Below are 26,765 nucleotides of genomic sequence, written 5' to 3' on the forward strand. Positions count from 1 at the left end.
TCGGGGATCAAGGGCGCGACGGTCAGGGCAGCAGCCGCTGCCCGACCGCCGTGTTCAGGCGGAGCATCGCCTGGCGGTGCCGGACGAGCATGTCGCGGTACTGTCGCGAGGCCTCGTTGAACTCGCGCTGGGCGTTGAGGAAGATGATGGCGTCCTCCTCGCCGCGGATGTAGAGCCGGTAGGCATCGTCGCGGACCCGGGTCGCCGGGGGGATGAGCCGGGTCTCGATCCGTTGCACGGCCGATCGCGTGAGCACGTACTGACGCTCCGCCTGGCGGACCTCGTTGACGACCTGCTGCTCGCGTTCGGCCAGCTCGACGTGGGACTGGGTCAGGTTCACCCGCGACCGCTGGATGTTGCCCTGGTTGCGATTGTAGATTGGGAGCGGGACGGTGACCCCGAGCGCCCAGGAGGTCGCGCCGAGCTTGTCGGTCGCCCGGTTGTCCTGGAAGGTGTAGGGCTGATAGAGGAGGTACACGTCCGACATGCGATTGGCGGTGGCGAGCTTTACCTCGGCCTGGGCCCGGTGGATTCCCATCCGGTACGCGACCACGTCGGGCCGGCATTTGAGGGCCATTCCGATGAGCTCATCGACGGGGGGCGGCGGCGGGGAGGAGTCGCGGAGCGTGCCGCGGAGCTCCAGGGCCTCGGCCTGATTGCCCGGCATGTTCAGGAGGACGCCCAGGTTCCGCCTGGCCGACATCAGGGCCTCGTTGCCGTCCATGACCTGGATCTCGGCGGCCTCGACGAGGGCCTCGATCCGGCTCACGTCGGCGATGGTCCGCGCCCCCTTCTCCTGGAGGCCTCGGGTTCGGCCCAGCAGCTCCTCCAGCCCCTGGCGCGCGGCCTGGGCGAACCGGATCGTCTCGCGGGCGCCGAGGTATTCGCTGTACACGGTGTAGAGGTTGTCGATCTGGATCCGGACCGCATCCTGGTACTGGGCCTGGAGGACGTTCTTGGCCGTGGTGGCGGCGTGCGTCCTCGCCTTCCGCTTGTGGGTGACGTCGAGGGGGTACGTGATGTTCAGGTCATATTGAGTCTGTCCGCCCGGGCGGGCCTCGGTATAGGCGCCGTAAGGGATGAGCTGAGAGTCGGCGAAGAGGACGGGATTGGCCCGCAGGCTCGCCGTGAGGATGTCCGCGTCGGCCTGGGGGAGCTCCAGCCCGCGGGCCTTGAGCGCCAGGTTCTCGTGGACGAGGCGCTCGATGGCCTGGTCCAGGGTCAGCCCATCCTCGGGGCCGATCTCCTCCCCGACGCGGGGGACCGAGAGCGGGCCGATGAGGGGGACCTCGGAGAGCGGCAGGGCCGACGGCGAGGTGATCCCTTCTCGCTCCGGGACGCCGACCTGGCGACCCCCCGGAGCCGTGATCGCGGCCGGCACCCGAGGGACCGCCGTCCCCACTCGCCCGCTGAGCGGCTCGTCGGCCGCTCCGCCGGGCCCCGAATCGGTCACGGGCCCCATCCCCCCGAGCGCGGGGCCCAGCAGGGACTGGCCTTCCGAGGGGTGGCTCAGCGACGGCTCGGGGAGGGTCGGCCCCTGGCCCGACACCGGGCCGCACGCATGCAGAAGCATGACCATAACGGCCGCTCGAGACGGCCAGGAGCTCGATCGCATCGATTCACCCTTCCTGGATTTCTCGGACGCCCGGAGATCGAGGTCCGGGCGGGGGAGGCCGGCGTCCGTCCTGGTGGCCGGCGGCATCCGACGAGATGAGCGAGACATCCCGCGACGGCTCTTATCATCGACTTGCGGGAGGATCGAGCCTGACCGCGATTCCCGGCAAGTCCGGCCCCTGCCCTCTCAGGGCGCACAATCGTCACAAGCGGACCGCCGGGACTCGCGGGCGCCGGTCGCGGAGAAGGGGGGCGGATCCTCAGAGCCGCCTCCAGGTGAAGCCATCGGCCTCGATGAGCTTATCCGCTTCCGGCGGCCCCCAACTGCCGGCGACGTAGGTCGCCGGGGGCGATGCGTCCGGCGATTCCCACGCGTCGAGGATGGTGGTGATGAACCGCCATGCGCTGTCGACCTCGTCGGTACGGGTGAACAGGGTGGGGTCGCCGAGCATGACGTCGAGCAGGAGGCGCTCATAAGCCTCCGGCGGCGGGACGGCGAAGGCGGTGCCGTAGCGGAAATCCATCCGCACTTCCTGGAGTCGCCGTCGCGAGCCCGGGATCTTGGCCTCGAAGGCGAGGCTGGCCCCCTCGTTGGGCTGGATGCGGAGGACGAGCTGATTGGCCCCGGTGTGCCCGTCCCGCTCGGGGTCGAACAGCTCCGTGGGGGGCCGGCGGAACTGGATGGCGATCTCCGTGGCCCGCTTGGGGAGCCGCTTGCCGGTCCGGAGGAAGAACGGGACCCCCGCCCACCTCCAGGTGTTCAGCTCCAGCCGCATCGCCACATAGGGCGAGGTCTTCGAGTCGGGCTTGACCCCCTTCTCCTCGAGATACCCGGGGACCTCCTTCCCCTCGATCGAGCCCGCCGTGTACTGGGCGCGGATGACGTTGCGGAAGACGTCCTCCGGCTTCCAGCGGGGCAAGGACTGGAGCACCTTCACCTTCTCATTGCGGACCGCATCCGCCGAGAGGTCCACCGGGGGCTCCATGGCCACCAGGCAGAGCAACTGCATCATGTGATTCTGGACCATGTCCCGGATCGCGCCCGCGGTGTCGTAGTAGGCGCCCCGGGTGCCGGACATCCCCACTTCTTCCGCCACCGAGATCTGCACGGCGCCGACGTGGCGACGATTCCAGATCGGCTCGAAGATGCTGTTGCCGAAGCGGAAGGCCAGGATGTTCTGGACCGTCTCCTTGCCCAGGTAGTGGTCGATGCGATAGAGCTGCCGCTCGTCGAGCACCCGCGAGATATCCCGGCTCAGCTCGCGGGCACTCTCCAGGTCGTGCCCGAAGGGCTTCTCGATGACGACCCGGCTCCAGGGAGACGCCTGGTGGCGTTCGTAGATCAGGCCCGCCTCGCCCAGGTGGTTGACGATCGTCTCGAAGAACTCCGGCGACACCGCCAGGTAGAAGATCCGGTTGCCTCGCGTCCCGTGCGTCCGGTCGAGCTCCTCGAGCTTCTCCTTGAGCTTGCGGTAGGCCTCGGCGTCGTCGAATGTCCCCGGCGAGAAGACGATCCGGGTGGCGAACTGCGGCCAGATCTCCTGGAAATCGGGGCCGCCTTCCTCCTCGAGCACCTTCTGGTACTCGGCGCGGAGGTCGTCGTCGGTCCAGTCGCGGCGGGCGAAGCCGACGATCGCGCATTCGTTGGGCAGGTTCCCGCCCCTCGCCAGGTTGTAGAGCGCGGGGACGAGCTTGCGATGGGCCAGGTCCCCGGTCGCGCCGAAGAGGACCACCGCGCAGGGCTCCGGGGCCTGGGCCCTGGGGAGCGACTGGCGCAGGGGGTTGGAATCGGCTTCTGGCTGCTTGGCGGTCGCCGGCATCGCTCATCCTCTCGGCCAGGGAAGGATCCTCGAGGCGAGGCCGCACGACCAGGCACCGCCGCCGGGCACTCGCCCGGGCAACGATTTTATGGGCCCCGGTTCGCCAACTTCAAGGCGGCCCGGCGCCGGGGACCCTCGCGACGAGGCCGGATATCCTGTAATCTCCCAGCCGAAGGTTCACTTATCCGCGAAACTTGTCGATGATTTCCCTCACCCGACCTGGATCTGGGATCCCTTTGACATCGATCTCGATACCCGACTGCCCAGAGGTTGAGATCCCCAGGCTTCCGACTCCCAGCATTCGCTGTAGGAAACCCTGAATCACAAGAATGTTACGCACATCCGTGATTCGCACCTCATTTAGAGATTTGCTTAATATTCCTCGTCGAAGCGTAACTTTTCGGCGCGTAATTGTCAGCCTCGTGTTCCGACACTTCAGATACCAGTTAATGAAGGAGCAAGCAATCAGGCCGGGCATGAGAAAGGCTGCCCAGGCTGGGGCGTCCGCTTGTCGAAAAGCGGTCAAGCCCATTAATAGGGCGAGAACGAACAAGACACTGCCCATGACGAACAAGATCGGATGGTTACGGAACATCGCGGGGCTGGCGTCGTAAAGGATGTCATCTGCTGAACCTGACTCGACTGGTCGAGTTGGAGCCGACGAAGGCGATGGGATAACAAGTGCGGCGCCACAGGCCTTGCAGGAGGCCTTCCGACCGGCAAATTGTTCTGGAACGGAGAGGTGTTTTCCACACTGACAGATTAGTTGAATTGCCATGGAGCTTCTCCAATGCGTTATAACCAGGACTGGTAATTCCTCGATCTAACCGAGAATCTGGAAGCGCTTCCGCCAACTAAGATTGAAATTACCCGTATCTTGGTGCTCTTGGGATTCCAACTGGCCATCGGGGCAGGTTCATCCGGTCCACCAGGACCGCGATGACCCGGTTGATCGGCGCATCCGATGGCAATTCCACGAGCTGCTTCTTGTTCCCGGTGGCGTCCCAGACCTCGATCGTGATGTTGTTCATGAAATGAATCGCCCGAGAGACGTCCTCCCCGCTGCATTGATGGTGTACAGATTGCGCTCCGCCGAACCCGGAAGCAAGTCCGCTCCGGCCATCGGCTCGCATTCCTCCGGCTCCGAGCGTAAATTGGCGACTTACGGATGGCTCCTGGACCCCGCTACAAGGAAACTCGAATGCGACGTGAATGGCTTGGGGCAGTGATCGCGGTCTTTCTCGTCTCCGGCGAATCGGCCTGGGTGCCGACCGCGCGGGCTCAGACAGTGGTGCTCACGGCGCGTTCCGTCGGCGAGCTTGCCGACGACCTGAACGAGCTCGCCCGGGCGGTCGCGCCGGCCGACGAGCGGGTGGGCATGGTCAGTGGCATGATCGACCAGCTCAAGAAGGGAGAGCTGGTCAAGGGGCTGGACACCGGCCGCCTCGTCGGCGTCGCCGGCAGCCTGCCCGAGAACCCGGGCGACCCCCCTTCCCTGCTGGCCGCGGTGCCGGTCACGGACTTCGCCCAGTTCATGGACTCGCTCAAGGGCTTCGGCCTGACGGTCGACGACGCGGGCGTGCCGGGATTCGCGCACAAGATCGTCTCGCCGGACGGCACTCAGACCTTCTACGCCCTCGAGGCCAACAAGTATGCGATCGTCTCGATGGTCCCCACCGGCGCGGAGAAGCTGAAGGCCCTGGACCCCGCCTCGTGGCGGCCGACGACCGTCGCGGACAGCGACCTGGCGCTGGCCGTCCAGATCGCCAAGATCCCGGCGGGCATCAAGGATCAGTTCCTGACCGCCTTCGAGGCCCAGGTCGCCCAGCAGGATCCCCAGAAGCCGGGCGAGTCGGACGCCGAGTACCGGGGGCGGATGGCGAGCACTCGCCTGGCGAAGGAGGCGGTGATCTCCCTGATCCGCGACGGAGATTCGGTCTCGCTGGGCCTCAATCTGGACCGGCAGAAACGCGAGGCGAGCCTCGAGCTGACCTCCGCGGCGAAGGCGGGGACGTCCATGGCCACCGCCCTCCGCGGCTTCGGCGCCCGTCGAAGCCGCTTCGACTTCCTGGCGGCCGGCGCGCCGGCGGGCGTGGGCTGGTTGAGCATCCCGATCCCGGCCGAGCTCAAGGCCGCCCTGACGGAGTCGATCCGGTCAGAACACAACAAGCGTCAGGAGACGCTCAAGGGCGAAGAGAAGACGAAGGACGCGCGTGCCTTCGAGCGGTTCGAGAAGCTCGTCGACATGGACGCCGCGGACCTGGGCGTGGCCTTCCGGGCCCCGGGAGACCCTTCCGGCAAGCCCTCGATCGTCCTCGGGTTGAAGGTGAAGCCCGCGGATGCCGACAAGGCATTCCGCGAGCTCATGGCCGACGCCCCCCCCGAGAAGGGGACCAAGCTCGACTATGACGTCGCCAAGGCCGACGACGGGACGGCCATCCACCGCATCACGCTGGCGGACGAGGCGCTCGACAAGGACACGATCCGGATGTTCGGCAAGGCGCCGGTCCACCTGGCGTTCCCCGGCAACGCCATGATCGTGACCTTCGCCGAGAACGGGCTGGATGCCATCAAGGAGGCCGTCGCCGCGTTCAAACGCGCGCCCGCCGGGCCGGGGTCGCCAGGCTCGGTGGAGCTCCATCTGCTCCCGGCGAGCCGGCTTGCCGAGGAGAACGCGGGGCAGGTCCGCGAGGCCGCGACCGAGACCTTCAAGGGAGAGGACGCCGGCCGCGACTCGATCCGATTCTCCCTCAAGGGGGACGACCAGACGATCCGGCTCCGTTTCGCGGTCGACTATCCCGCCTTCGCCTACCTCGCGAAGCTGGGCAGCCTGCAGGCCAAATGAGCGACCGGGGCGGTCCCGGCGGGGCGGCTGATCGCCTCACCCCGCCGACCGCTTCATGACGCGCAGGCCCTCGGCCACGACCTCCGGGCTGGTGGCCTGCTTCATGGCCTCCGTCCCGCTGATCACGCCGGCCTGGTAGAGCTCCAGGAGGTGTTGCTCGAGCTGCTGCATCCCGCTCTGGCGGCTCCCCAGGTAGCTGGAGAGGTCCGTCCAGCGGCTCTCCAGGATGCAGCGCGCCGAGTACTGGCCGCCCCGGAGGACCTCGACGGCCGCCCGCCGCTTGCCGTCCTTCGTCGCGGCCAGCTTCTGCGCGATGATCGCGACCACGGCCTCCGCGAGCTGCGCGGTGACCAGCCGCTTCTCCTCGATCGTCACCAGGCTGATCAGCCGCTCGATCGCCTGGACGGACGTCGGATTCGACATCGTGCCGAGGACCTGGTGGCCGGTCTCGGCGGCGTGGAGTACGGCGCGGACCGTCTCCGCGTCGCGGATCTCGCCGATCACGATGACGTCGGCATCCTGCGCGATCGCCTGCTCGACGCCGGCCGAAATGGAGGCCACGTCGCTGCCGAGCTCTCGCTGGGCCACCAGGGCCTTCTTGCGCGGGTAGCGGACCTCGATCGGATCCTCGATGGTCACGATCTTGCCGTGGAAGGTCTCGCCGATCTGGTCCACGAGCGCGGCCAGAGTGGACGACTTGCCGGAGCTCGACGGCCCGGTCACGATCGTGATCCCCCGCCGCGCCTGGGTGATCTCCTGGAGGACCGGCGGCAGGTTCAGCTCGCCGATCGTCGGGATCCGCGAGGGGACCTGGTGGAGGATCAGCCCCGGCTGGCCCCCGTGGCTGTACAGGCTGCAGCGGAAGCGGCCCAGGCCGTCGAGGCTCTTCGAAAACCGGGCCCCCCGGACCATGGCCGCGTTCAGGTCCTTGCCGACCTCGGGAGGGCTCAGCGACGCGGCGAACTGGCGGAGGGCCTCGCCGTCGATCTCCGGGCCCTCCACGTTCCGGATCAGGCCCCCGATCCGCACCTGCGGCGGCGAGCCGGCCTGGAGGTGGACGTCCGAGGCCCCCTGATCCACGGCGAACTTGATCAGCTCCTCGAAGTTCATGCTGGGCCTCCACGGGACTGTGTGACGGACTGGCTGCTTCGACGCCCGGTGCTGGCGCAAGAGCATGCCCGATCCCGCGCCCGTCCACAAGGAGGATCAGGGGGACTCTTCCTCCCCGCCTCCCCCCTCCCCCGAGCTCGCCCTCAGCTCGAGCTCCGATTCGAGCCCGAGCAGGTGCCGGGCGGCGAGCAGCCGCCGCTCGACGTCGCTCATGCCGGCCAGCTCATCCCGGATCCGGATCAGCAGGTCGGGCCGATTGGTGACGATGTTCGGCACCCCGCGCTCGATCAGGTTGAGCATCCGCCGCGGGTCGTCCACGGTCCACGCATAGAGGTCCTTGTGCCGCGACTTCACCGCCCGGATCAGCGAGTTGCTCAGGTGGCGGGAGTTGACGCTCAGCGCGTCCACGTCCAGCCGGTCGATGTCGCCGACGGAGACCGTCACGATGGCCGCCGTCCGGAGCCGCGGGTTGGCCCTCCGGACCTGCAACAGCCCCTCGTAGTTGAGCGAGATGATCACGCACTGGTCCTCGAAGCCCTTCGCCTCGACGAGCCTCGCCACCTCCCCCGCCAGGGCGTCGTCCCGGTCATAGTACTTCAGCTCGATCTGGAGCCGGATCTTGCCCTTCGCCAGGTCGATCACCTCCTCCAGCGTCGGCACCCGCTCCCCCACGAAGGGCGGCCCGTAGACCTTGCCGATGTCCACGGCCTTCACCTCCGCCAGCGTCATCTGCCGGATCCGCCGCGGCTCGTTCCCGACCCGCATCAGGTCGCGGTCGTGGTTCACGACGATCACGCCGTCCGACGTCGTCTGCACGTCGAGCTCCGCATAGTCGGCGCCGACCTCGATGGCCTTGCGGAACGAGCTCAGCGTGTTCTCCGGCGCGATCGCGGAATACCCCTTGTGGGCCGTGACGATCACCCGCTCCGGCGGCGCGAGCCCCCGGAGGACTCCGAAGCAGAGCAGCGAATAGGACGCCAGCGAGACCACCAGGCCGGCCTTCCAGTACCGGAGCAGCGACCGCAGGCTCCGCGCGTCCCGCTCCGGGAGCGGCACCAGCGGGCACGGGCCCCCCACGCCCAGCTCCTGATTCCGCTCGCGGTAGAGGGCGATGATGATCAGGCAGTGCGTCGTCACCAGGAAGAACGAAAGGATCGCCAGCAGGACCGCCTGCACGCCCATGAGCAGCGCGACCGTCGGGATCAGGGCCCAGAGCCGGGCCGCGACCGCATGCAGCAGCAGCGCCGCGATCGCCGCGAAGCCTCGCACGAGCAGGGCGCTGAGGATGAAGCCGACGGCCTGCCAGGCGAGCAGGATCGATCCGAACCGCAGGATCGCGCCGTGCGTCCGCGCCAGGCTCTCGTGGAGCGCCTCCCGCGGAGTCCGGTCCTCGTAGAGGATCACCGGGAAGAGGAAGATCGTCCGCACGTAGGCGTAGGCGACGATCGCGAGGAACACGGCGCCGAGCACGCCGCCGATCGCCACCGCGACGATGAAGCTGGGCGGCCGATCGTGGAGGTAATAGTTGATGTCGTGCCGGGTCAGGAGCGTCACGTAGGTCAGCCCCGCGAGCAGGGCCACCGGCGCGGCGGTCAGCCCCAGGAACGCCAGGCCCGTCCCCTTCAGGTGCCAGCTCCGCACCAGGATCGTGCCCAGGGCCTCCGCGACGTCCCGGATCCGGAGGCCCTGCCCGCGCTGGTGGCGGGCGACGATCGCCATGACACCGAGATGCTCCAGGACCAGCACGAGGAGCGTGGAGACCAGCAGGATCGCCCCCACGAGCACGCCCTGGGGCGAGAGCCCGAAGTGGACCAGGTCGTCGTTGGTCACGGCCGAGCTGCCGGTCGTCCGGACCAGGATCGCCAGCACGATCGCCCCCGCTCCCAGGGTGAAGACCGCCACGACGCACTTGAAGAGGATCTCGAACGTGACCAGCGGGAAGAGCGCCCGGCGGAAGTCGTCGAGCACCCCCGTCGTGAGCGAATGGACCGACCGAAACGTCTCTCTCGAGGGCATGATCGCGGGCTCCGCATCCGGTGACGATCGCTACATCGCGGCGTGAGACATTGTTACTCTGGGAAAGGCCCGGCCGCCATCGGTAAGATCGGGTTCATCGTCCCCCCCGAGCCACACACCCTGGAAACGACCCCGCGAAACTCCCATGACGGAATCCTCCTCGCCGGACACCGAAGCCCTCAGGCCGAAGCTGGAGCGGGCCTACGACCTCGCCGATCGGCAGGTCCGCCGGACGATCGCGCAGCACCCCGACTTCTTCCCGATCTACACCGAGCACGGGAAGTGGCATCACGGCGGAGAGCTCTGGACCGACTGGTGCGGCGGCTTCCACGCCGGGATGATGTGGCTCCTGGCCCGTCACACGGGGGATCCCTGGTGGCGGCAGCAGGCCGAGCATTACTCGAAGCTCCTGGAGCATCGCCAGCACGACCGCGCCGTGCACGACCTCGGCTTCATCTTCCTCAGCACCTATCTCCCCTGGTATCGACTCACGAAGGACGAGGCCCTCCGCCAGGTCCTGATCACGGCCGGCCGCACCCTGGCCCTGCGATTCAACCCGCACGGCCGGTATCTCCGCTCGTTCGTCGCGCCGGAGAGCCTGTTCATCGACATCATGATGAACGTCCCGATCATCTTCCTGGCCGCCGCCGAGGCCGGCGACCGGGCCCTCTACGACCTGGCCGTCGCCCACTGCCGGACCACCGAGCGGACGCTCGTCCGGCCGGACGGCTCGACGGCCCACGAGGGGATCTTCGACGTCGAGACCGGCGAGTTCCTCCGCGAGTCCACCCACCAGGGATTGCGGCCCGACTCCGCCTGGACCCGCGGCCTCGCGTGGTCGCTCTACGGCTTCACGAAGGTCCACGGCTTCACCGGCGACCCCGCCGACCTCGCCGTCGCCCGCCGCAACGCCGAGTACTACCTGGCGCGAGCCCCCCGGAGCCTGGTCCCCCCCTGGGACTTCGACGTCCCCGACGGCCCCGACCGGATCGACGACACCTCCGCCGCCGCGATTGCCGCCTCGGGCCTCTGGGACCTCGCCGCCGCCACCCGGCGGGAAGACCCCGAGGCGGCCGATTCCTACCGCGCGGCCTCGCTGGCGATCCTCGATTCCCTCTGCACCGATCGCTATCTCGCCTGGAACGACCCCGAGTGGGAGGGCATCCTCAAGCACGGCGTCTACCACTTCCACAAGCGGCTCGGCGTCGACGAGTCCGTGATGTGGGGTGAGTTCTTCTTCCTGGAGGCGGTCGACAAGGTCCTGCACGCCGGGCACCAGCCCGGGCCGGGACGCCCGAGCGGCCCGTCCCCGCGATAGCAACCGGTCAACGCGAAGAGTCTGTCCCGGAGTCGGGTTCCGAGGCGAGCGGGGGGCGTCAGCCCCCTGACTTCTCGGTTCCGGACAGGGGGCTGACGCCCCCCGCTCGCCTTTTCGGGACAGACGCTAAGGACCGGGGCGACCGGGCAGAGGGGATGGCCCGCCCCCCGCACGGGAGCCCGGCCGGGACCAGCGAATCCGGCCGACAGGGATCCTTGCCGGGGCGTCAACGGCCCCGCATTCACGCAGAGATCGAGCACCGCGGGACAGGTTCCGGTTTTCGTGGCGACAACTCACTTGATAATTGTTGCTCATTGATTAGTCTAAATCCGATTTGGGTCCGATCGACCGAATCCGCCCCGTCGGGAGCCTGCCCGCGGTGGCCTGCGTGCCCCCGCGCTCGATGACGAGGACCCGGGGCGGTGAGAGACGGTCTGGAATCGAGCGGTGGATGTGGCTGAACCGGCCCCTCGATGGACGGCACGGCCACCGGCTCGGAGTCCGCGCGGGCCACGCAGCGACCTCCCTGGGATCCGGGACCGAAGAGCGACGATCATGCCCGATTTTCTCTACGACTACTCGACCTCGACGATGGTCCTCCTCGTCGTGGGCAGCTTCGTGCTGCTCACCTGGCTCGGCGCGATCGTCGTCCGTCCGATCGCCCGGAGCTTCCTCCGCAATCAGGCGGGCGCCAACGACATCGTGGCCTATCTGCTGGGCGCCCACGGCGTCTACTTCGGGATCCTCCTGGGGCTCCTGTCGGTGTCGGCCTACGGCAATTTCGCCGCCACGGAAGGGCTCGTCGCCGACGAGTCGGCCAAGCTGGCGGCCGTCTACCGCGACTCGTCGGCGTATCCCGACCCGTTCCGCGAGCAGCTCACGAAGATCCTCCGGGAGTATGTCGAGTACATCGTCAACGAGGCGTGGCCGCTCCAGCGGGTGGGCAAGATCCCGCTCAAGGGGCAGACGTATCTCGACCGGTTCCAGGCCGCGATGATCAAGTTCGAGCCCAAGTCCAGGGCCCAGGAGATCCTCCACGCGGAGCTCTTCAAGCAGTTCAACGAGCTCCTCGAGGCACGCCGGAAGCGGGTGCTGGCGGTCACGTCGCAGATCCCGGACATCCTCTGGTTCGTGGTCTACATCGGCGCGCTGGTCAACGTGCTCTGGGTCTGGATGCTGGACATGAAGCTGGTGCCCCAGTTCTTCCTGGGGGGCATCACCTCGGCCTACCTCGCCACCCTCATCGCCCTGCTGGGGGCGATGGACAAGCCGTTCCGCGGCGAGGTGAGCGTCTCTCCGGAGCCCTTCCAGGTCATCTATGAGCAGATGATGACCAAGCCGCTCAGCGACTCCACCGTCGTACCCACCGGGGCCGCCTCCAAGACCGAGGAAGTCCCGGAAAAGACCCCGGCGGCTTCCGGGGGCGCTGCCAAGGCCCCCTCGCAGAGCACCGAGGAGGAGCTGAAGAAGGTGGCCGAGGACCTGAAGAAGGCCGACGCCGCCGCCAAGAAGGAGGTGGAGATCGCCAACCCCGACGCCGCCCTCAAGAAGGACGACGACAAGAAGCCGGTGGCGCCCGACAAGCCCCTCAAGCCGGTGGTCGTCCCCAAGGCGAAGTCCGCGGAGGTGGATCCGAAGGCGTCGACCGGGGTCGGCACCGACGCCGAGCGGAAGAAGGTGGCCGAGGATCTGAAGAAGGCCGACGATGCGGCCAGGAGGGAGGCGGAAGTCGCCAATCCCGACGCCGCGCTCAAGAAGCCGGATGGCAAGCCCTGAACATCGATCCGACCCGACGAGATCAACCCCGCCGAGAGCCGAGAGCGAGGCCGACTTCCATGGCGAATTTCGAGATCGAGGGTGCCGAGGGGACTCGCTGGGTGAAGGTCACCCTCGAGGACGAGGAGATCCGCGCGGAGAAGGCATCCCTCAGCCACATGAAGGGGCATATCGTCATGGACACGCCCCTGCCGAAGGCCCATGACCTGCTGGTCTCCCTGGTCTCCACGGACTCCCCATTCCGCCCGAGGTATCGGGGGACCGGCGAGCTCTATCTCGAGTCGTCCATGGGCGGCTTCCACCTGCTCGAGATGCACCCGGACGAGGACTGGATCGTCGAGAACGGGGCCTACTGGGCGTCCGAGGGAAGCGTCAAGCTCTCGCTGATCCGCGAACGCGCCATGACGGCCTTCTGGGCGGGCGAGGGCTTCTTCTGGTACCAGACGAAGCTCCACGGCGGCGGCAAGGTCATCCTCGCCGCACGAGGCCCGGTGGAGGAGGTGAAACTCGATGGCGAGAAGCTCGTGGTGGATGGCACGTACGTCATCGCCCGCACGGCCGGCGTGAATTTCACCATCGGTCGTCCGGCGCGATCGCGATGGTCCACCTGGATGGCCGGCCAGACCACCGCCCGCATCTACCAGGGGACCGGCCGACTGCTCATGTGCACGACCCCCTACTGGAGGCTCGCCATCAAGGACCGGCACGCCAGCGACCCCCTCTGCGTCGGTTGAGGGGACGAACCGGACGGGAGTGCCCTCCTCGGGTCGGAGCCGGCCCCGTCCGGCGACCGAGCGAGCCGGGTCGCCCCTCGCGCTAGCGACTCGCCCGAGCCCGTGCCCCCGGGCGAGCCTCCAACCGCAGGGGGTAGTACGGATTGGGTACGCTGAGCTCGTGGGATACGAGGACACGACCCCGCTCGTCGTAATCGGGGAAATCACCCAGGCCGAGGACCCGCTTGCGATCGTCGGGCCTGCCGCCGATGTGGAGGCCGCGTGCGGAATAGCCCACGTACCAGGCGGCGACATCGTCGCAGGCCCAGGCCCGATCGACGGCCCAGCCGAGATCGCAGAAGTAGTCCGGGCCGTGGCGAATGAAGGCATCCGCGGCGCCGGCGTCTTCATGCCCCAGGATCGCGAACACGAAGGCGGCCGGTGAGGTCTGGGAATAGGAGAGCGGCTGCGCGCCGAAGCGAAATGTCGCCGGCTCGCGGCCGAGTCCGAATGCACCCCGGGCCGCCTTCCAGGCGTCGGCGAACTCCCGATCGCCGGTCAGCTCGTGGGCGGCCTCCGCGGCGAGCATCATCCGGATCGTGGTGTCCGGCCAGGGGATCACGGCGCCGCCGGCCGGCCGGCGCTTCATCTCGCGACGAGCCCAGGTCCGCGCCCATCGGGAATAATCGGGGCCGGAGACGCCGGCTCGCTTCAGGTAGAGCGCCGCGTTGACCAGATTGTTGAGGTACTCGGCCTGCACCCCACGCTCGTCCGCCTCCACGAAACTCTCGAAGGCGGCCTTCGCCGCCGCCAGGACCTTCGGGGCCAGGGGATCCCCGTACTTCTGGAGGACGTACCCCCCGGCGGCCAGGCCGACCATGACCCCGCCGTACTCGCTGGCCGTGCGGCTGGGGAAATAGCCGTTCACCCCGTAGCAGCCGTCGAGGGCAACATGCTCCCCCATGGCCCGCAGATAGCCGACATCGCCGGGGTCGACGCCCAGGAACGCGGTGATCCCCAGGTCCGCGTCGAGGCGTCCGTCGCGGGCCTTGAAGGTGAACTCCACGCGCCGGAATCGCGGACTCTTCTCGTCGGCGATCCAGGCGACCTCTTCCGGCGTCCGCTTCCAGACGAGGAGCCGGGCGACCGCGTGAGTGTCCCAGTATCGCCGCGATTGCCAGTTGCCGTCGTCCTCGCCCAGCGTCTGGGCCAGGAAGATCGCGTCGGAGAAGCCCGGCCGTTGCCAGGCCAGCCGCTGGCCGGGCCGGGCGGAAATGGCTCGGCCGTCGCGATCCAGGATCCAGGATCTCGTCGTCCCCTTCCAGTGGGTGGGGTCGTCCGAGGGGAGGTCGACGCCGACGATCAGGTCGGTCAACCGCCGGGATTCGATCGCGACGACGGGCGCCCGGTCCAGGACGCTCGACCCGCATCGGCCCTCGATCGCGAACAGGTCCCGTCCGGCGTGCCGATACGTCCGGCGGACCCTGGTCTCCTCGCGAGACTCGACGAGGATCTCGTCGTGCCGGGAGCATTCCTCGTCGGTCACCCAGTGTCCCTCGGTGGAGCGGCCCCGGAAGCGAAGCTCGGCGTAGGGAAGCTGCTCGTCCTGCAACCACCGGAAGACGATGCCCGACGTGCCCCCCAGGTGGACGTTCAGCCCCTGACGCCCCTCGCGGGTGAAGAAATGCCGGTCGCGGGTGCCGGGAATCCGGGCTCGCATCAGCCCTTCGCTGAGGATTCGAATGGCTTCCAGCCGGACGATCGGGGTGTACCGTTCCTCCTCGGCGAACGCCCAGACGGCCCGGCCGGTGTCGTCCACGAACTGCGTCTGCCCGACGCCCCGATCGTCCGGGCTGAAGTCGTGGGCGAAGAACAGGAGCCCTGTCCGTCGGTCGATGAGCGACTGGAGATAGTTCCCCGTCAGCGAGTTCATCGAGGCCAGCGTGTAAGGCGCCCGGTCGCGGCTCAGGTAGGGCTGGTCCGCGGCCTGGGCCCGGGACGCGGAGATGGCCAGGCAGGCCGCGAAGATCCAGACGAGGCCCTTCATCGGGTCGTCTCCTTCCAGCAAGAGCAAGACATCAGCGGGTACTCCGGATGGCCGTCGCGCCGCCCCGGCTCGCCGTCATGGAACCCCGATCGTTCGATCCTATGTCCCTGGCCGTCGGGGGGAAAGCGAGTGCCGTCGGCTCGGCCCCCTCGACGGCCGGACTCGCCGGGTGTTTACTGGCCTTCGGGAGGCTTCACGGGCAGGGGTGCTCGTCGAAATGAGGTGAACGGCACATGGGCCGAACGCAAATCTCGATCGCCGGGCTGATGTGGACCATCGTCCTGATGGCGATCGGCCTGGCTGCGCTGAAGTCGGGCTCGGAAACGTGGTCCGCAACGATCTTCCTGCTGACCTGCGGGACGCTGGCCCTCGGCGTCGTGGGGATCGTCTGCGATGCGCCGGTCGCCCGGCGATGGTGGGTCGGATTCACGGCGTTCGGCGCGGGATACCTGCTGCTGGCGTTCCAGTTCCGCTGGGAAGAGCTCGAGATGCCTCCCATCGCGACGGAGCAACTGATCACGTGGCTTGGAAAGGTGTTTGGCGCGAGGTTTCGGGGGCCTGTCGCAATCGATGACCATTCCCTGGCGCACTTCTGGCCCTTCGTCCGGATCGGCCATTGCCTCCTGGCCCTGCTCATTGGGATGGCGGCCGGATTGCTCGCCGTGTGGCTCTTCCCCGCTCCCGGGAGCGAGCCGGATCGAGTTGTCGGGTCGGTGCAAGAGCCAGGGACCGCGACCCCTGCGCCGGGCCGGTGGACCTGGGTTGGCGGTGGCGGCCTGGCGATGATCTACCTCGTCGTCGCCCTTATGGGGATGAGGACGGCTCCGGTCCTCTGGGCCGGCGTGACGTTCCTGCTGACCTGTGCGTGCTTCGGTTGGATGACGCTCACCGCGATCTTCAGTCGGGGACGGCCGCGGGCACGGTGGCTGGGGGCGTTCCTCTTCGGCGTCGGCTACCTGGCCCTGATCTCGTGGTACAGCGTCGATCCGAGCTGGGCCGAGATCCCGGGCGACCGTCTCATTGCGGTCCTCCGTCCCTACCTGCACATCATCCCGACCGAGCGACGGGCCGAAACGGAAGGAATCGCGGGAGCCAACGCCCGGATCTTGAAGGCACTCGACCAGCCGTTCACGTTCCACTTTCCGAACGACGTCCCCCTGGGAGAGGTCCTCAACGACATTTCAACGAAGGTTTATACCGAGGACGGACACCCGCTGCCGATCTACGTCAACCCGATCGATATGGTGGAGGCCGACCGGACCCTGGAGAGCAAGGTGACCCTGGCCGTGGAGGGCGTCCCACTGCGATCGGGCCTGCATTTCCTGCTGGAGCAGCTCGGCCTCAACTACAGGATCAAGGGAGGGCTCATCGAGGTTGTGAGCGAGGTGACCTATTATTCGCAGGTCGAACTACCGGATCCCGCCTACGAGGATCCGTTGATGCTGACCGGCCACTGTATTCTCGCCCTCGCCGCGGCGGGGCTTGGCGGCCTGCTCTCGCATCTCAAGTACCAGCGATGAGCTTCTGCTTGCCTTCGCGACGTGTCTGGCACGCGTTCAGGTCGGTGAGAGATGCCCGCGCGGATCGTCATTCGCGGCCTGTTTCCAGCCGGCGGCCTCCTCGCCGTCCAACCTCAGGGTCAGGCACTTGGCGCTGCCGCCGGACTTGATGAATTCGGAGAAATCGAGCGGGCGAGTGGCGAAGCCCATCGCTCCGAGTGCGGTCGCCAGTTTGGGCGCCCCGGCATTCAGGACAACGGTCCGACCGACGACCACCGTGTTGCAACTGAAAGAGGCGGCCTCTTCCGCGGAGACCTCGATGAGGCGGGGAACCTGGTCCCGGATCACCATCCGGCCGTAGTCATCGAAGGCGCCGGGATAGTAGATCGCGGCGTCGGGGGCGATCGGACAGAAGCACGTATCGAGGTGATAGAAGCGGGGATCGACGAGTTCGACGGGCAGGACCGGGGCTCCGATCCGCTCGCCGACCCACTGATGACCGAGGACGTCGCTGCGAATACGATAGCCGGCGAACAGAGATTCGCCGCAGAAGAGGGCGTCGCCCGCGCCCTCGAAGTACATCCCCTTCGGCAGGGGGACAACCTCGAATCCGGCGTGGCTCGCCCAGGTTTCGAAGATCGGGGTTTCTCCCTGTCGAACGCCGAAGCGGAATCGGGAAGGGAAAAACCGGCCTTCGAAAACGAGGCCGGCATTGGCGGTGAAGACCAGGTCGGGCAACCCCGGGGCGGGTTCGAGGAGCTGGACCTCCGCCCCCAGCGAGATGACCGCATCGTGGAGGGCCTGCCACTGCCGGCGGGCGAGCGCCGGGTCGCACCCCTGGCGGATGTTCATCCAGGGATTGATCTCGTATTCGATCCCGAAATGGTCGGGCGGGCACATCAGGAGTCGAGGCCGGCCCGGCTGGACGGGTAGGTGCGTGTTCGACATGAGGGTCGCTCGCGTGTGAGTCAGGCCGTTGTCGGTGTTGCCAGCTCGGCGGCGAGGGAGCGGACGAACGGCTCGACGTCGGTGACCAGGCCGATGGTCTGGAAGGTCCCCCGGTCGCTGAGCTTCGTCACGGTCGCCGGGTTGATGTCCACGCAGACGACCTTGACCCAGGCCGGCAGGAGATTGCCAGTGGCGATCGAATGCAGGGCGGTGGCGATGAGGAGGGCGAATCCGACGTCGCGAATCGCCTCGCGCATCCGATCCTGCGCCGCCAGGGTGTCGGTGATGACCTCGGGCAATGGGCCGTCGTCGCGGATTGAGCCGGCGAGCACCAGGTCGACGTCGTTGACGATGCACTCGTAGACGATGCCGGAGGTCAGCAGGCCGGACTCCACGGCGCGGCGGATGCCTCCCGCGCGCCGGATCGTGTTGATGGCCCGGAGATGGTGTTCGTGGCCGTGCTCGATGGGCTCTCCGCGCTCGATCGAGACGCCCAGGCTGGTGCCGTAAAGCGCCTGCTCGATGTCGTGCGTGGCCAGCGCGTTGCCGGCGAAGAGGGCCTGGATCCAGCCCTCGCGGATCATGGCCGCGACGTGGGGGGACGAGCCGGTGTGGACGATCGCCGGCCCGCCCACCAGGAGGACCTTCTTGCCGGCGGCGCGCGTGGAGCGGATGGTCTCGGCGACGCTCTTCAGGCTGACCGACTTGGGCTTCTCGCTGGAGACGTTGGAGCTCATGAATCCGAAGAGCGTGGACTCCCGGGGCCGCTCCTGGGGAATGACCCGGACGCCGGCGTGACCGACGACGATCGGCGTCCCGACGATCACGCGGACCATGGGCACGCACCGAGCGGCGCCGGACGAGGCGTCGATCGCGATCCCGCAGTCCATCTCCTGATCCTGCACGTCAATCCAGCGGCCCTGAAGGCGGATCTGGGTCTGCTGATTGGTGGTGCTGTAGAAGCCGTCCGGGAAGGCCCCGGCGATGTCGGCCGGGACGATGCGCGCATCCTCGGGGTGGACGGGACTGGCGCCATGCTCCAGCAGGTCCGCGAGGATCTCCTGGATGGCCTCGGGACTCGCGGCCCGGATGGCGATGCGAGCATAGCTCGGGTCGGAACGGCGGACGCCGATCCTGCACTCGCGGATCTCGAAGCTCCCCCCCATCTGGAGGATCCGGTCCAGGATCTTGGGGAGCAGGAGCGAGTCCACGATGTGCCCGCGGACCTCCACCTCATCCACCGCCCCGACGGCGGCCGGGCCCCACGGGATCGCGGTGCCCTCCGGATCGTGGTGCCGAGTCATTCGAAGTCCTCCTGCATGCCGTCGTCCTCCGCGATCGCGGACCGGCCGGCGGCCTGGTGGTGAATCCCACCCGGGTCAGGAACCTCCAAACTTCCCTTCCCTGATTGTCGCAGCCAGCCCGCGGAAGGCAACCGGGATGCGTTGGCCGCCGTACCTGGGGGCCGCGGAAAATGCAACCGGTCGGCCTCGACGCGATCGGTGGCCGACGCGATCGGTTGCCAGGCACTCAAGGGGAGTCATCTCGGGAAGATCGACAACGAGAGGCATTGCGAGATCGACACGCCGATATGCCGGAAGCTACCCCTCCGCCCCCAAATGCCGATCTTGGGTGAGTGGCCACTGACTCCCCTTCGGGAGCTCTGTCCCCTTCGCGAGCTTTGACGGTCGTCCGCGTTCTTCCTTCCCGCTCATTTGGCGGACCGGATAAGATGCTTCCGATCGCACGATTGGCTTACCAGGAGTGGCTTGCATGCCCCGAACAGCTCGACGGCGATGGGCGGCTGCGTGGATCGGCCTGGCCCTGACCCCGGCTCTTGCCGGATGTGCCGACACCGCCCCCGTCCCAGCCGCCTCGACCGGCCCGGCTGCCTCGGCCGCCCCGACGGCCGGAGGATCGCCCAGCCCTCGCCCAACCGGAGGAGACGAGATGTCCACGAAAGACGACCTGGCGGCGACGGGCTCGAAATTCAACCCCCTCTCGGACGCGGAGGCGCGCGTGATCCTCGGCAAGGGGACGGAGAGGCCCTTCGTCGGCGAGTACACCGACCTCAAGGAGGCCGGGACCTACGTCTGCCGCCGCTGCAATGCGCCGCTCTATCGCTCCGAGGACAAGTTCGCCAGCGAATGCGGCTGGCCCAGCTTCGACGACGAGATCAAGGGGGCGGTCAAGAAGGTCGCCGACAGCGACGGGTATCGCACCGAGATCCTCTGCCAGAATTGCGGCGGCCATCTCGGGCATGTCTTCGTGGGAGAGGGCTTCACGGCCAAGAACACGCGGCACTGCGTGAACTCCGTCTCGATGAAGTTCTATCCCAAGGGCAAGGAGCTGCCCGCCGTGATCAAGTAGCGGCGTGGTGACCTTCCCGTAGCCTCGTCGTCGGCCCGAACCTTGAAGCGTGTCAGAGGCCGCGCCGGCGGGGGCACGGCTCGCGGCGAACCGCCCACACGCCTTGAACTGGCTGGGCCCCTCGCGGGCCGCGACGGATTTCGTGCCCACGCGTCGCCCACTGGAGTGCATCATCTCGGCCGAGAGGATTAATGCCAGGCGTCCAAGAAAGGCAAAGCACCCAAGGAAGGCAAGTTTCAAAGGTGTGCGGCAATGCACGTAAAAATGGGAAGACTGAGGCAAGCGAGCTATTTGCAGCCGATAGGCTTGTTGGCCCCGCGATGCATGCTAGCCATCGGTTTCCCACAGCCTAAACATCTTGATGCCTGATCACCGTGCTGCTGCGCTTGCCCAGTGAGCAGGTATGCAAGATACCGACAATGATTGGAGAGGACTGATGCCGACATCTGGCGGACCTTCGCTTGCGCGGGGATTTTACGAGCAGTTCCTGGGAACCAGCGACAAGCCGGGATTCGTAAGGGGCTTGGTGAACTCGACGCCGCTCACCTTCGAGAAAGAATGGCTGGAATTCAAAGTATGCCCAGTTGATACTGCCAATCCGCAGAAGGCTGAGCAGAAGTTAAAGACTCTGTGGGCAACCAACCTTGCGGCGTTTGCGAACACGGAAGGCGGTGTTCTGATTTGGGGTATAAAAGCAAAGGAAGTGGATAAGATCGATGCAGCATGCGGTGTCGAGATGGTACCGAGGCCGGAAGAGCTTCGGTCGAGATTGATGCAACTTCACCACTTGGCGACGAATCCGCCTCTGTCTGGAGTTGAGGTGCATGCGGTAACGGATGAAGGTGAAAAAGGCTTCGTCGTCTGTTACATCCCACAAGGCCGCTTTGTGCCTTACCGGGCGGAGTTCGACATCAATCAGTATTACATACGCGTTGGTGATGATTCAGTTGTTCCAAGTCCGGTTATCCTCCGGCGGCTGTTTTTCCCCCAGTCACTTGCAAGAATCGAGGTGCTCGTAGATTTGTACTTTGAAAAACCGCCGGAGGCCGACCAATCGGTCAGACGATATCATTACGATGTCACCATGAGAAATATAGGCAATACTACGGCACATGATGTTTACATCGTCATTGAAGATGACCTTTATGATCTGCGAGCGTCGAACGGCTTAACGGCTTTGACCGGATGGAGACCTGTAACTGTAACCGGTAATAGGAGCAGTTTTACTTCAATGGTGCCCATTCACCCCGGCCTCTCGGCCCCGGTAGCAACCTCTCAAAAATGGTATGGCATGCCCAGTGAGGGGTTAGATATCAAGGTTTGGGTGTACTGGAGGGATGCTGAGCACCAAACATTAGCCACGACGTTTGCAAGCGGAGAAGTGATGAGAAGTGCAAGAATATACGATAAAATTCAACATATATGCACTGCTATGGACTTGGAACTCCAGTGAGAGCGAACATCTGGACATTGCGTGAGCCTCGAAGACGGCGAAGTCCAACACGAAAGCCAGAAAGCCAAAGCTACGCATCCACGAAAAGCCAAAAAGCAAAAGCAAGAAGCCAAAGCCAGGTATCCGAAACGCGAACTCGGCAGGCCCTGCTCCCTCGGGTATGGGCCCTTCGTCCACGCCCCCTGCCGGCCCAACGTGAAGTCGACATTCTGGTTCTGGCGCATGCGGAAGACGCCGAAAACGCCGCGATCGAGCAATATCCCGAGATGAGCATAAGAGCAAAAGCCACGATCTCTCAGGCCCACATCGCCCGCCTCCAGATCCTTCGAAATCCCCGCCGCCCCGGTCGCGTCATGGGCCCCAACGCCGTCATCGTCATGCCTCGAAGAGGACACAGCGATTGCTCTCGCGATGCCTCGAAGGGGACACAGCGATTGCTCTCGCATGTCTGATGGGGCTGGGCGATTCTCGATTCGACGCGGCGTTCAGGAGCCAATCCCGAGCGTCGGGACAGGCCTGGAGACCTTGACGGTCTGCCGTCGTGATCGCCTGCACTTTTGCCGATGAAGACCGCCTCCACGCTGATGGCATTGATTCAAGAGTTGCCTGTGCTTCCTGGATCTCCAGGGACAATCGCTATGTCTCCTTCGGGAGCTTCATGTCCCCTTCGCGAGCTTGAATTGCATCCAGAGCACGAGAATACGCATCTCCTGGCAAGTCTAAGAGGGCCTGGATGACTGGTGAACGGTGCTCGCCGGTGAACATAAACCAAAACCCAGGGATATCCGAGTGATGCATCCGTTCCCATTCCCAGTCTCCATTCATATTGTCGGAGTTTGGGTCTCCGAACTGTCGCTCGAGAGCGTCTCGATAGGACTTGTAGGCCTTCGCCAGATCTGCGGTTAAACCGTCCTCGGGCAGTTTGCCGAGATGCTGGAGTAGCAGGATGTCTTTCCAATATCCGTCGAGCACAAGATCACGTCCTCCACTCCATTTTTGTGTGGAGAATTTCAATCCGGCATTAATAAAAGGCTCGCGCCCTTTGTCGGTCTGTAGCACCCACATTGCCTTCATCGGTCCAAAAGCCAAGCGAACAGCCATGTAATCGTCAACGGGCGTCGTTTTCGGGACCTTACCGCAGACCATCTTGGATTTTGTGACATTTAGGCGAGTCCTCTCGGACAGCTCTTTAGCCGTAGGCAGACAGCGCTTCAGAAAGACCGCGACCTCTACTGCGGTACTGAAAACCTCGATCTCTTTGCCGAAATAATCCTCAGTGCCCGTGGGCATAGTGGGATCGAGAATTACCAACTTCTTTTTGAGTTCGAGAAAATTGGCAATCTCTACGTCTGTCCAGGAGCCGTAAACTTTGCCATTGGGAATGTTGCGAATGAAAATGGCAGCGTCGCTCGCCGCCGCAAGCGCAGGGGTATCGTCGCCCCATTGCTCCCCATAATAGCTCATTGCATCGGCAGATTGATGGGCATCGCCGATGCCCGCTCGACACATGATTAGCAGAGTGGGCTTTCGCATGCGTTTGGGCACATCGAAACCCGCCCGGGTAACGCCGTAACAGTTGCCTGACTCGCCTCGGTATCCGCCTGTCATGTAAGCGACACTGCCGAGGGTCTCGACAAGTTGATTGACAGTTTCGAGCATCTGCATGCCTTGCTTGATGTTCAGTCTCGCAGCGCCAAGAAGTGCAATAACGGGAATTTCCTTGTCCCATAATTCATTTAAATATGCGGCGACTTCGGGCGTGTCTTTTCCCAAATTAACAGGGCGATCACCGTACATGTTTTGTCGAACAAATATCTGAAGTCGATTGCCCTTTCTCTGAATTCCGAATCGTTCCCACTGCATACCCTGCTTCGCAGTGTCGTGATATCGAATGATCTGGAAAGCGTCAGGGTCGAGCGCGAACTTGGCCCCATCTTTCGAGTCGCCGACCGAATTCTTCTCGAGATTGTCGAAGGCGCTACCAACGAACTTATCGATCTTCCCGCGACGGTCGATCTCCTTCTGCCTCAGGTTTTCGTAGGCCGCCTCAACTGCGGCAAGTTCGAGCGGAGTAAGCTTGATGCCTTTCGTCGCAAACCTTTGGCTCCACGTCCGGGGAGAGCTCATCGAGGTTTTTCCTGTTAAGTCGTGAAGCCTTCAGCGGTAGGAGAGAAGCTGTTCAACTCAGAGGCTGGCTGAATACCGACTATAGCATCCCCGCAGTTTGGTTACGACAAGGATAGCCGGATTGACGAGTGCGGCCCCTCGGAGGTCTTTTTTATCCTCATGCCTCTAGCACCGGCGTCCGACCTCGTCGTGGTAGCGGCGTTCGACGAATTCCTTCTGGGCGTCGATCACTCCGTTGCGGATCACGATGCCCCCAGCTTCTGGAGCATCTTGGCGATCCGCTCCCGGATGATCCTGCTCTCCAACTCGTCGTCCTTGGCCAGCTTCCGAAGGACATCGAGGACATCGAAGGCCCGAGGACATCGAAGGCCAGGCACCCAAAGTGAGGCACCCAAAGCGGGTGGTCTGGGCAATAAAGAGAGGAAAGTAGGGCAATCCGGTCGGGATTGGGACAGCACCCCGATGGGGAGGACAGCACCCCGATGGGGACACACCCCGATGGGGACATAGCGATTGCTCCCGGTTGTCTGAAGGAGCTGGGGCATTCTCAATTCGACGCGGCGGCGTATGCTTCCATCGGAGGTGAGGCATCGAAGGCCGGGCACCCAAAGCGGTCATCGTGTCAAAACGGAGAGCCGGGTAGGCGAGTCCTGCCCGGCTCTCGGCGTTCCTGGGTATCGCTCTCCGTTACTAGACCCCTCGCACGCTTCGCCAGCTCGTCCTGTGCCTCAACGGACCGGGGCGATGCTGGACGTGCCGTACCTGGCGAACCAATCCTCGAACCGCGTCGGCGTGATGATGGCCCCGTCACCCGGGTTCAGCCCGCGCTCATCCATCGCCGCGCCGAAATAGCCTGCCTCGGGGTCCGCGACCACCTTCCGATCGTCGCCGCTCGCGGCGAGGAAGCGTCCCACGAAATCGGCGATGGAGAGCGATTCGGGCCCCGCCACCTCGAGCGTGCCGTTCGCTGGCGGCTTGAGGGCGACATCGGCGAGGGTGGAGGCCACGTCGTCGGCGGCCAGCGGCTGCATGGGGGCCGTCGAGAGCCGGACCTCGCCGTCGGCCCGGCCGGCGATCCCGCCGAGGAACTCGAAGAACTGCGTGGCGCGGAGGATCGTGTACGGAATCCCGCCGGATTGGATCAGGCCTTCCTGCGCGACCTTGGCCCGCATGTAGCCGCTGTCCTCCATCCGGTCCGCCCCAACCACCGACAGGGCGACGTGGTGCCAGACGCCGGCGGCCTCTTCTGCGGCGAGGACGTTGCCGGTCGAGGTCGTGAAGAAGTCCATCACCGCCTCGTCCGACCAGGACGGCGAGTTCGAGACGTCCACGACAACCTGCGCGGCCGCGAACGCCTCGGCCAGCCCTTCGCCGGTCAGGGTGTTCACGCCCGTCGAAGGTGACGCCGACACAACCTCATGGCCTCGCTCGGCCAGGTTCGCCACGAGTTTCTTGCCGATGAGCCCGCTGCCGCCGATGACCACGACCTTCATGTTGATCTCCCATCTGTTTCGCCTCATTCGATCTCGGCCGCCGACCAGCGGCCGAGCTTTTCCGGGTTGACCGCGATATAGACGGCTCGCACGACCCCCTCGACCCGCACCGACATCACGGCCGCGATCGCGTCGCCGGAACGGAACACCAGCCCCGGCTCGCCATTCACCGTTGCCACCTCAACCTCCTGGTACCACCGCTTCCGGAGCACTCCGGTGAGGAAACGGGCCACCTTGTTCCGGCCGCGGATCACCACCCTGGCTGCCGACGCCTTGCCGCCGCCGTCGGGATGAACCTCGGCGTCCTCGGCAAGCATGGCCTCGACCGCCTTCACGTCTCCCGATCGGCACGCGGCCAGGAACCGCTCGGCCAGGCCGCCCGCCCGTTCCGGAGCCGCCGGGAACCGACGATGGCCGTCCAGGCCCAGGCGCCCCCGCGACCGGCTCACCAATTGCCGGGCGGCGGCCTCGGTCTTGCCGACCGCCGCACCGATCTCGGCGTATTCGTAGTCGAAGACGGTGCGGAGCAGGAATGCCGCCCGCTCGTCCGGCGTGAGCCGCTCCAGCAGGAGCAAGAAGGCCTGTGTCAGCGATTCGGCGAGTGCGTCGCCCCGCGACGCCCCCCGGGTCTCCACCGGCTCGGGCACCCACGGACCGACGTACTCCCGCCGCTTCCGCTCCCGCAGCCGGTCGATGCAGATGCGGGTGGTGGTGCGGATCAGGAACCCCTCCGGCGAGGAGACGCCCCCGGCCGTCTGGTAGCGGACGAACGCGTCTTGCACGGCGTCCTCGGCGTCGGCCACGGAGCCGAGCATCCGGTAGGCGACGGACATCATCTTGGGCCGAAGGGCGATCACGCTGTCGGTCATGGACGCCTCGCGCGGCTGGGTCAGTGGTTCGGCTCGGGAATCACGATATCCTTCGCCTCGCGAGGGTGGATCACCCACGCCAGTAGCCTCGCCTTCACCTTGCCCGGGTTCCTCGACACCCGGTGCAGGCACCCAGCCGGCTCATAGAACGTGTCCCCCGCCCTGAGCAGCCTGGTGGGCTGGTCGTCGATGCCCCACTCGTACTCGCCCTCGAGGATGTAGCCGAACCCGGGGCCCGGGTGGCGGTGGGAGGTGCCCGCCTTGCCCGGCTCGATCGTCACCTCGACCGCTGTTGCCCTCGCCGCCTTGCCGTCCAGCGTCTCGGCGATGTCCCGCTCGGCCAGGAGCTTGACCGACTCGGACTCCTCGCCGTGCCAGGCCGCACCCGAGCCTGCCGCCCCCATGGCGATGACGACAGTCAGCGCAAATGCTCTTCGGGCCATGACGTTCCCTCCGAATTTCGCGTGAACGAGCCGAGCATCCCCGGCCTTCGACACCAAGGACGAACGAGGGGGGCGAGTTTGTGACGAGTCCCGAGAAATTCCGCAAGACGGCATCACAACGAGGCTGCCAGCTCGGCACATAACCCGCAACCGTTCGTCCGCATCGACCGCATCCGAAGCCCAGTGCTTCGTCACGGCCGGGAGTTCGGGTCTTTCCGAGCCGGAAGCGGGCATCGTCCCAAATACAGAAGCCTCAGCCTGACAGCCTTGCGCGAGCTTTTCGGACGGGTGACCACCCGCGTGG

Annotated in this window: 20 protein-coding genes; 7 read left to right on the forward strand and 13 right to left on the reverse strand. The window is 65.9% G+C overall.

Going from position 1 to position 26,765, the window contains the following annotated elements:
- Positions 1-22: 22 nt before the first annotated feature.
- The 4 genes from G6O54_RS19125 to G6O54_RS19140 form a co-directional block, all read right to left on the reverse strand.
- Positions 23-1,573, reverse strand: a complete 1,551-nt coding sequence (locus G6O54_RS19125) for a TolC family protein (RefSeq protein WP_165227260.1) — start codon at positions 1,571-1,573, stop codon at positions 23-25.
- Positions 1,574-1,874: 301 nt separating this feature from the next.
- A complete protein-coding gene (gene zwf, locus G6O54_RS19130) occupies positions 1,875-3,434 on the reverse strand; it encodes a glucose-6-phosphate dehydrogenase (RefSeq protein ID WP_165227261.1) in 1,560 nt (519 codons plus the stop codon).
- Between the two features lie 181 nt (positions 3,435-3,615).
- Positions 3,616-4,212 carry a PH domain-containing protein gene (locus G6O54_RS38885; protein WP_165227262.1) on the reverse strand — a complete coding sequence of 199 codons (597 nt, stop codon included), beginning with the start codon at positions 4,210-4,212 and terminating at the stop codon, positions 3,616-3,618.
- Positions 4,213-4,300: 88 nt separating this feature from the next.
- Entirely contained in the window at positions 4,301-4,465 is a 165-nt protein-coding gene (locus G6O54_RS19140; RefSeq protein WP_165227263.1) for a protein-tyrosine phosphatase family protein, read from the reverse strand.
- 170 nt (positions 4,466-4,635) lie between these two features.
- Here G6O54_RS19140 and G6O54_RS19145 point away from each other — a divergent pair, with 170 nt between their 5' ends.
- Entirely contained in the window at positions 4,636-6,279 is a 1,644-nt protein-coding gene (locus tag G6O54_RS19145) for a hypothetical protein (RefSeq protein WP_165227264.1), read from the forward strand.
- Between the two features lie 36 nt (positions 6,280-6,315).
- Here G6O54_RS19145 and G6O54_RS19150 read toward each other — a convergent pair whose 3' ends face one another.
- Entirely contained in the window at positions 6,316-7,389 is a 1,074-nt protein-coding gene (locus G6O54_RS19150) for a type IV pilus twitching motility protein PilT (RefSeq protein ID WP_165227265.1), read from the reverse strand.
- Between the two features lie 96 nt (positions 7,390-7,485).
- Entirely contained in the window at positions 7,486-9,405 is a 1,920-nt protein-coding gene (locus G6O54_RS19155; RefSeq protein ID WP_165227266.1) for a glycerophosphodiester phosphodiesterase family protein, read from the reverse strand.
- A 145-nt stretch (positions 9,406-9,550) separates the two neighbouring features.
- Here G6O54_RS19155 and G6O54_RS19160 point away from each other — a divergent pair, with 145 nt between their 5' ends.
- The 3 genes from G6O54_RS19160 (at position 9,551) to G6O54_RS19170 (ending at position 13,233) form a co-directional block, all read left to right on the forward strand.
- Complete coding sequence (locus G6O54_RS19160; protein WP_165227267.1) at positions 9,551-10,723, forward strand: glycoside hydrolase family 88 protein; 1,173 nt, start codon at positions 9,551-9,553, stop codon at positions 10,721-10,723.
- 555 nt (positions 10,724-11,278) lie between these two features.
- Positions 11,279-12,499: a bestrophin-like domain gene (locus G6O54_RS19165; RefSeq protein ID WP_165227268.1), complete on the forward strand. Its 1,221-nt coding sequence runs from the start codon at positions 11,279-11,281 to the stop codon at positions 12,497-12,499.
- A gap of 59 nt (positions 12,500-12,558) precedes the next feature.
- A complete protein-coding gene (locus tag G6O54_RS19170; RefSeq protein WP_165227269.1) occupies positions 12,559-13,233 on the forward strand; it encodes an AIM24 family protein in 675 nt (224 codons plus the stop codon).
- An 82-nt stretch (positions 13,234-13,315) separates the two neighbouring features.
- Here the strand turns inward: G6O54_RS19170 and G6O54_RS19175 are convergent, their stop codons facing one another.
- Positions 13,316-15,259 carry a hypothetical protein gene (locus G6O54_RS19175; RefSeq protein WP_165227270.1) on the reverse strand — a complete coding sequence of 648 codons (1,944 nt, stop codon included), beginning with the start codon at positions 15,257-15,259 and terminating at the stop codon, positions 13,316-13,318.
- 233 nt (positions 15,260-15,492) lie between these two features.
- On the opposite strand from G6O54_RS19175, the gene G6O54_RS19180 reads away from it, so the two are divergent.
- Complete coding sequence (locus tag G6O54_RS19180; protein ID WP_165227271.1) at positions 15,493-16,779, forward strand: hypothetical protein; 1,287 nt, start codon at positions 15,493-15,495, stop codon at positions 16,777-16,779.
- Positions 16,780-16,815: 36 nt separating this feature from the next.
- On the opposite strand, the gene G6O54_RS19185 is transcribed toward G6O54_RS19180, so the two are convergent.
- Both G6O54_RS19185 and G6O54_RS19190 read right to left on the reverse strand, forming a co-directional pair.
- Complete coding sequence (locus tag G6O54_RS19185) at positions 16,816-17,706, reverse strand: dimethylarginine dimethylaminohydrolase family protein (RefSeq protein ID WP_165227272.1); 891 nt, start codon at positions 17,704-17,706, stop codon at positions 16,816-16,818.
- 20 nt (positions 17,707-17,726) lie between these two features.
- On the reverse strand, positions 17,727-19,010 hold the full coding sequence (locus G6O54_RS19190; protein ID WP_165227273.1) for an ornithine cyclodeaminase, nickel-pincer nucleotide-dependent: 1,284 nt from the start codon (positions 19,008-19,010) through the stop codon (positions 17,727-17,729).
- Positions 19,011-19,656: 646 nt separating this feature from the next.
- Here G6O54_RS19190 and G6O54_RS19195 point away from each other — a divergent pair.
- On the forward strand, positions 19,657-20,076 hold the full coding sequence (locus G6O54_RS19195; RefSeq protein WP_165227274.1) for a methionine-R-sulfoxide reductase: 420 nt from the start codon (positions 19,657-19,659) through the stop codon (positions 20,074-20,076).
- 436 nt (positions 20,077-20,512) lie between these two features.
- On the forward strand, positions 20,513-21,529 hold the full coding sequence (locus tag G6O54_RS19200) for an RNA-binding domain-containing protein (RefSeq protein WP_165227275.1): 1,017 nt from the start codon (positions 20,513-20,515) through the stop codon (positions 21,527-21,529).
- Positions 21,530-22,165: 636 nt separating this feature from the next.
- On the opposite strand, the gene G6O54_RS19205 is transcribed toward G6O54_RS19200, so the two are convergent.
- From G6O54_RS19205 to G6O54_RS19220, 4 genes are all read right to left on the reverse strand, one after another.
- Positions 22,166-23,656, reverse strand: coding sequence for a hypothetical protein (locus G6O54_RS19205; RefSeq protein WP_165227276.1), 1,491 nt, complete (start codon positions 23,654-23,656; stop codon positions 22,166-22,168).
- A 728-nt stretch (positions 23,657-24,384) separates the two neighbouring features.
- Positions 24,385-25,149: an SDR family oxidoreductase gene (locus tag G6O54_RS19210; RefSeq protein WP_165227284.1), complete on the reverse strand. Its 765-nt coding sequence runs from the start codon at positions 25,147-25,149 to the stop codon at positions 24,385-24,387.
- A gap of 23 nt (positions 25,150-25,172) precedes the next feature.
- Complete coding sequence (gene sigJ, locus G6O54_RS19215) at positions 25,173-26,018, reverse strand: RNA polymerase sigma factor SigJ (protein WP_165227277.1); 846 nt, start codon at positions 26,016-26,018, stop codon at positions 25,173-25,175.
- 20 nt (positions 26,019-26,038) lie between these two features.
- Entirely contained in the window at positions 26,039-26,461 is a 423-nt protein-coding gene (locus G6O54_RS19220; protein ID WP_165227278.1) for a cupin domain-containing protein, read from the reverse strand.
- Positions 26,462-26,765 lie beyond the last annotated feature (304 nt).

The sequence above is a fragment of the Aquisphaera insulae genome, assembly GCF_011064615.1.
Classification (GTDB): domain Bacteria; phylum Planctomycetota; class Planctomycetia; order Isosphaerales; family Isosphaeraceae; genus Aquisphaera; species Aquisphaera insulae.

What these genes read in the sequence shown, in the direction of transcription:
- G6O54_RS19165 (WP_165227268.1), top strand. Translation starts at nt 11,279, where the DNA reads ATGCCCGATTTTCTCTACGACTACTCGACCTCGACGATGGTCCTCCTC.
- G6O54_RS19145 (WP_165227264.1), top strand. Translation starts at nt 4,636, where the DNA reads ATGCGACGTGAATGGCTTGGGGCAGTGATCGCGGTCTTTCTCGTCTCC.
- G6O54_RS19160 (WP_165227267.1), top strand. Translation starts at nt 9,551, where the DNA reads ATGACGGAATCCTCCTCGCCGGACACCGAAGCCCTCAGGCCGAAGCTG.
- G6O54_RS19210 (WP_165227284.1), bottom strand. Translation starts at nt 25,149, where the DNA reads ATGAAGGTCGTGGTCATCGGCGGCAGCGGGCTCATCGGCAAGAAACTC.
- G6O54_RS19155 (WP_165227266.1), bottom strand. Translation starts at nt 9,405, where the DNA reads ATGCCCTCGAGAGAGACGTTTCGGTCGGTCCATTCGCTCACGACGGGG.
- G6O54_RS19180 (WP_165227271.1), top strand. Translation starts at nt 15,493, where the DNA reads ATGGGCCGAACGCAAATCTCGATCGCCGGGCTGATGTGGACCATCGTC.
- G6O54_RS19125 (WP_165227260.1), bottom strand. Translation starts at nt 1,573, where the DNA reads ATGCTTCTGCATGCGTGCGGCCCGGTGTCGGGCCAGGGGCCGACCCTC.
- G6O54_RS19195 (WP_165227274.1), top strand. Translation starts at nt 19,657, where the DNA reads ATGTCCACGAAAGACGACCTGGCGGCGACGGGCTCGAAATTCAACCCC.
- G6O54_RS19140 (WP_165227263.1), bottom strand. Translation starts at nt 4,465, where the DNA reads ATGAACAACATCACGATCGAGGTCTGGGACGCCACCGGGAACAAGAAG.
- zwf (WP_165227261.1), bottom strand. Translation starts at nt 3,434, where the DNA reads ATGCCGGCGACCGCCAAGCAGCCAGAAGCCGATTCCAACCCCCTGCGC.
- G6O54_RS19170 (WP_165227269.1), top strand. Translation starts at nt 12,559, where the DNA reads ATGGCGAATTTCGAGATCGAGGGTGCCGAGGGGACTCGCTGGGTGAAG.
- G6O54_RS19205 (WP_165227276.1), bottom strand. Translation starts at nt 23,656, where the DNA reads ATGAGCTCTCCCCGGACGTGGAGCCAAAGGTTTGCGACGAAAGGCATC.
- G6O54_RS19190 (WP_165227273.1), bottom strand. Translation starts at nt 19,010, where the DNA reads ATGACTCGGCACCACGATCCGGAGGGCACCGCGATCCCGTGGGGCCCG.
- G6O54_RS19185 (WP_165227272.1), bottom strand. Translation starts at nt 17,706, where the DNA reads ATGTCGAACACGCACCTACCCGTCCAGCCGGGCCGGCCTCGACTCCTG.
- G6O54_RS19220 (WP_165227278.1), bottom strand. Translation starts at nt 26,461, where the DNA reads ATGGCCCGAAGAGCATTTGCGCTGACTGTCGTCATCGCCATGGGGGCG.
- G6O54_RS38885 (WP_165227262.1), bottom strand. Translation starts at nt 4,212, where the DNA reads ATGGCAATTCAACTAATCTGTCAGTGTGGAAAACACCTCTCCGTTCCA.
- sigJ (WP_165227277.1), bottom strand. Translation starts at nt 26,018, where the DNA reads ATGACCGACAGCGTGATCGCCCTTCGGCCCAAGATGATGTCCGTCGCC.
- G6O54_RS19150 (WP_165227265.1), bottom strand. Translation starts at nt 7,389, where the DNA reads ATGAACTTCGAGGAGCTGATCAAGTTCGCCGTGGATCAGGGGGCCTCG.
- G6O54_RS19200 (WP_165227275.1), top strand. Translation starts at nt 20,513, where the DNA reads ATGCCGACATCTGGCGGACCTTCGCTTGCGCGGGGATTTTACGAGCAG.
- G6O54_RS19175 (WP_165227270.1), bottom strand. Translation starts at nt 15,259, where the DNA reads ATGAAGGGCCTCGTCTGGATCTTCGCGGCCTGCCTGGCCATCTCCGCG.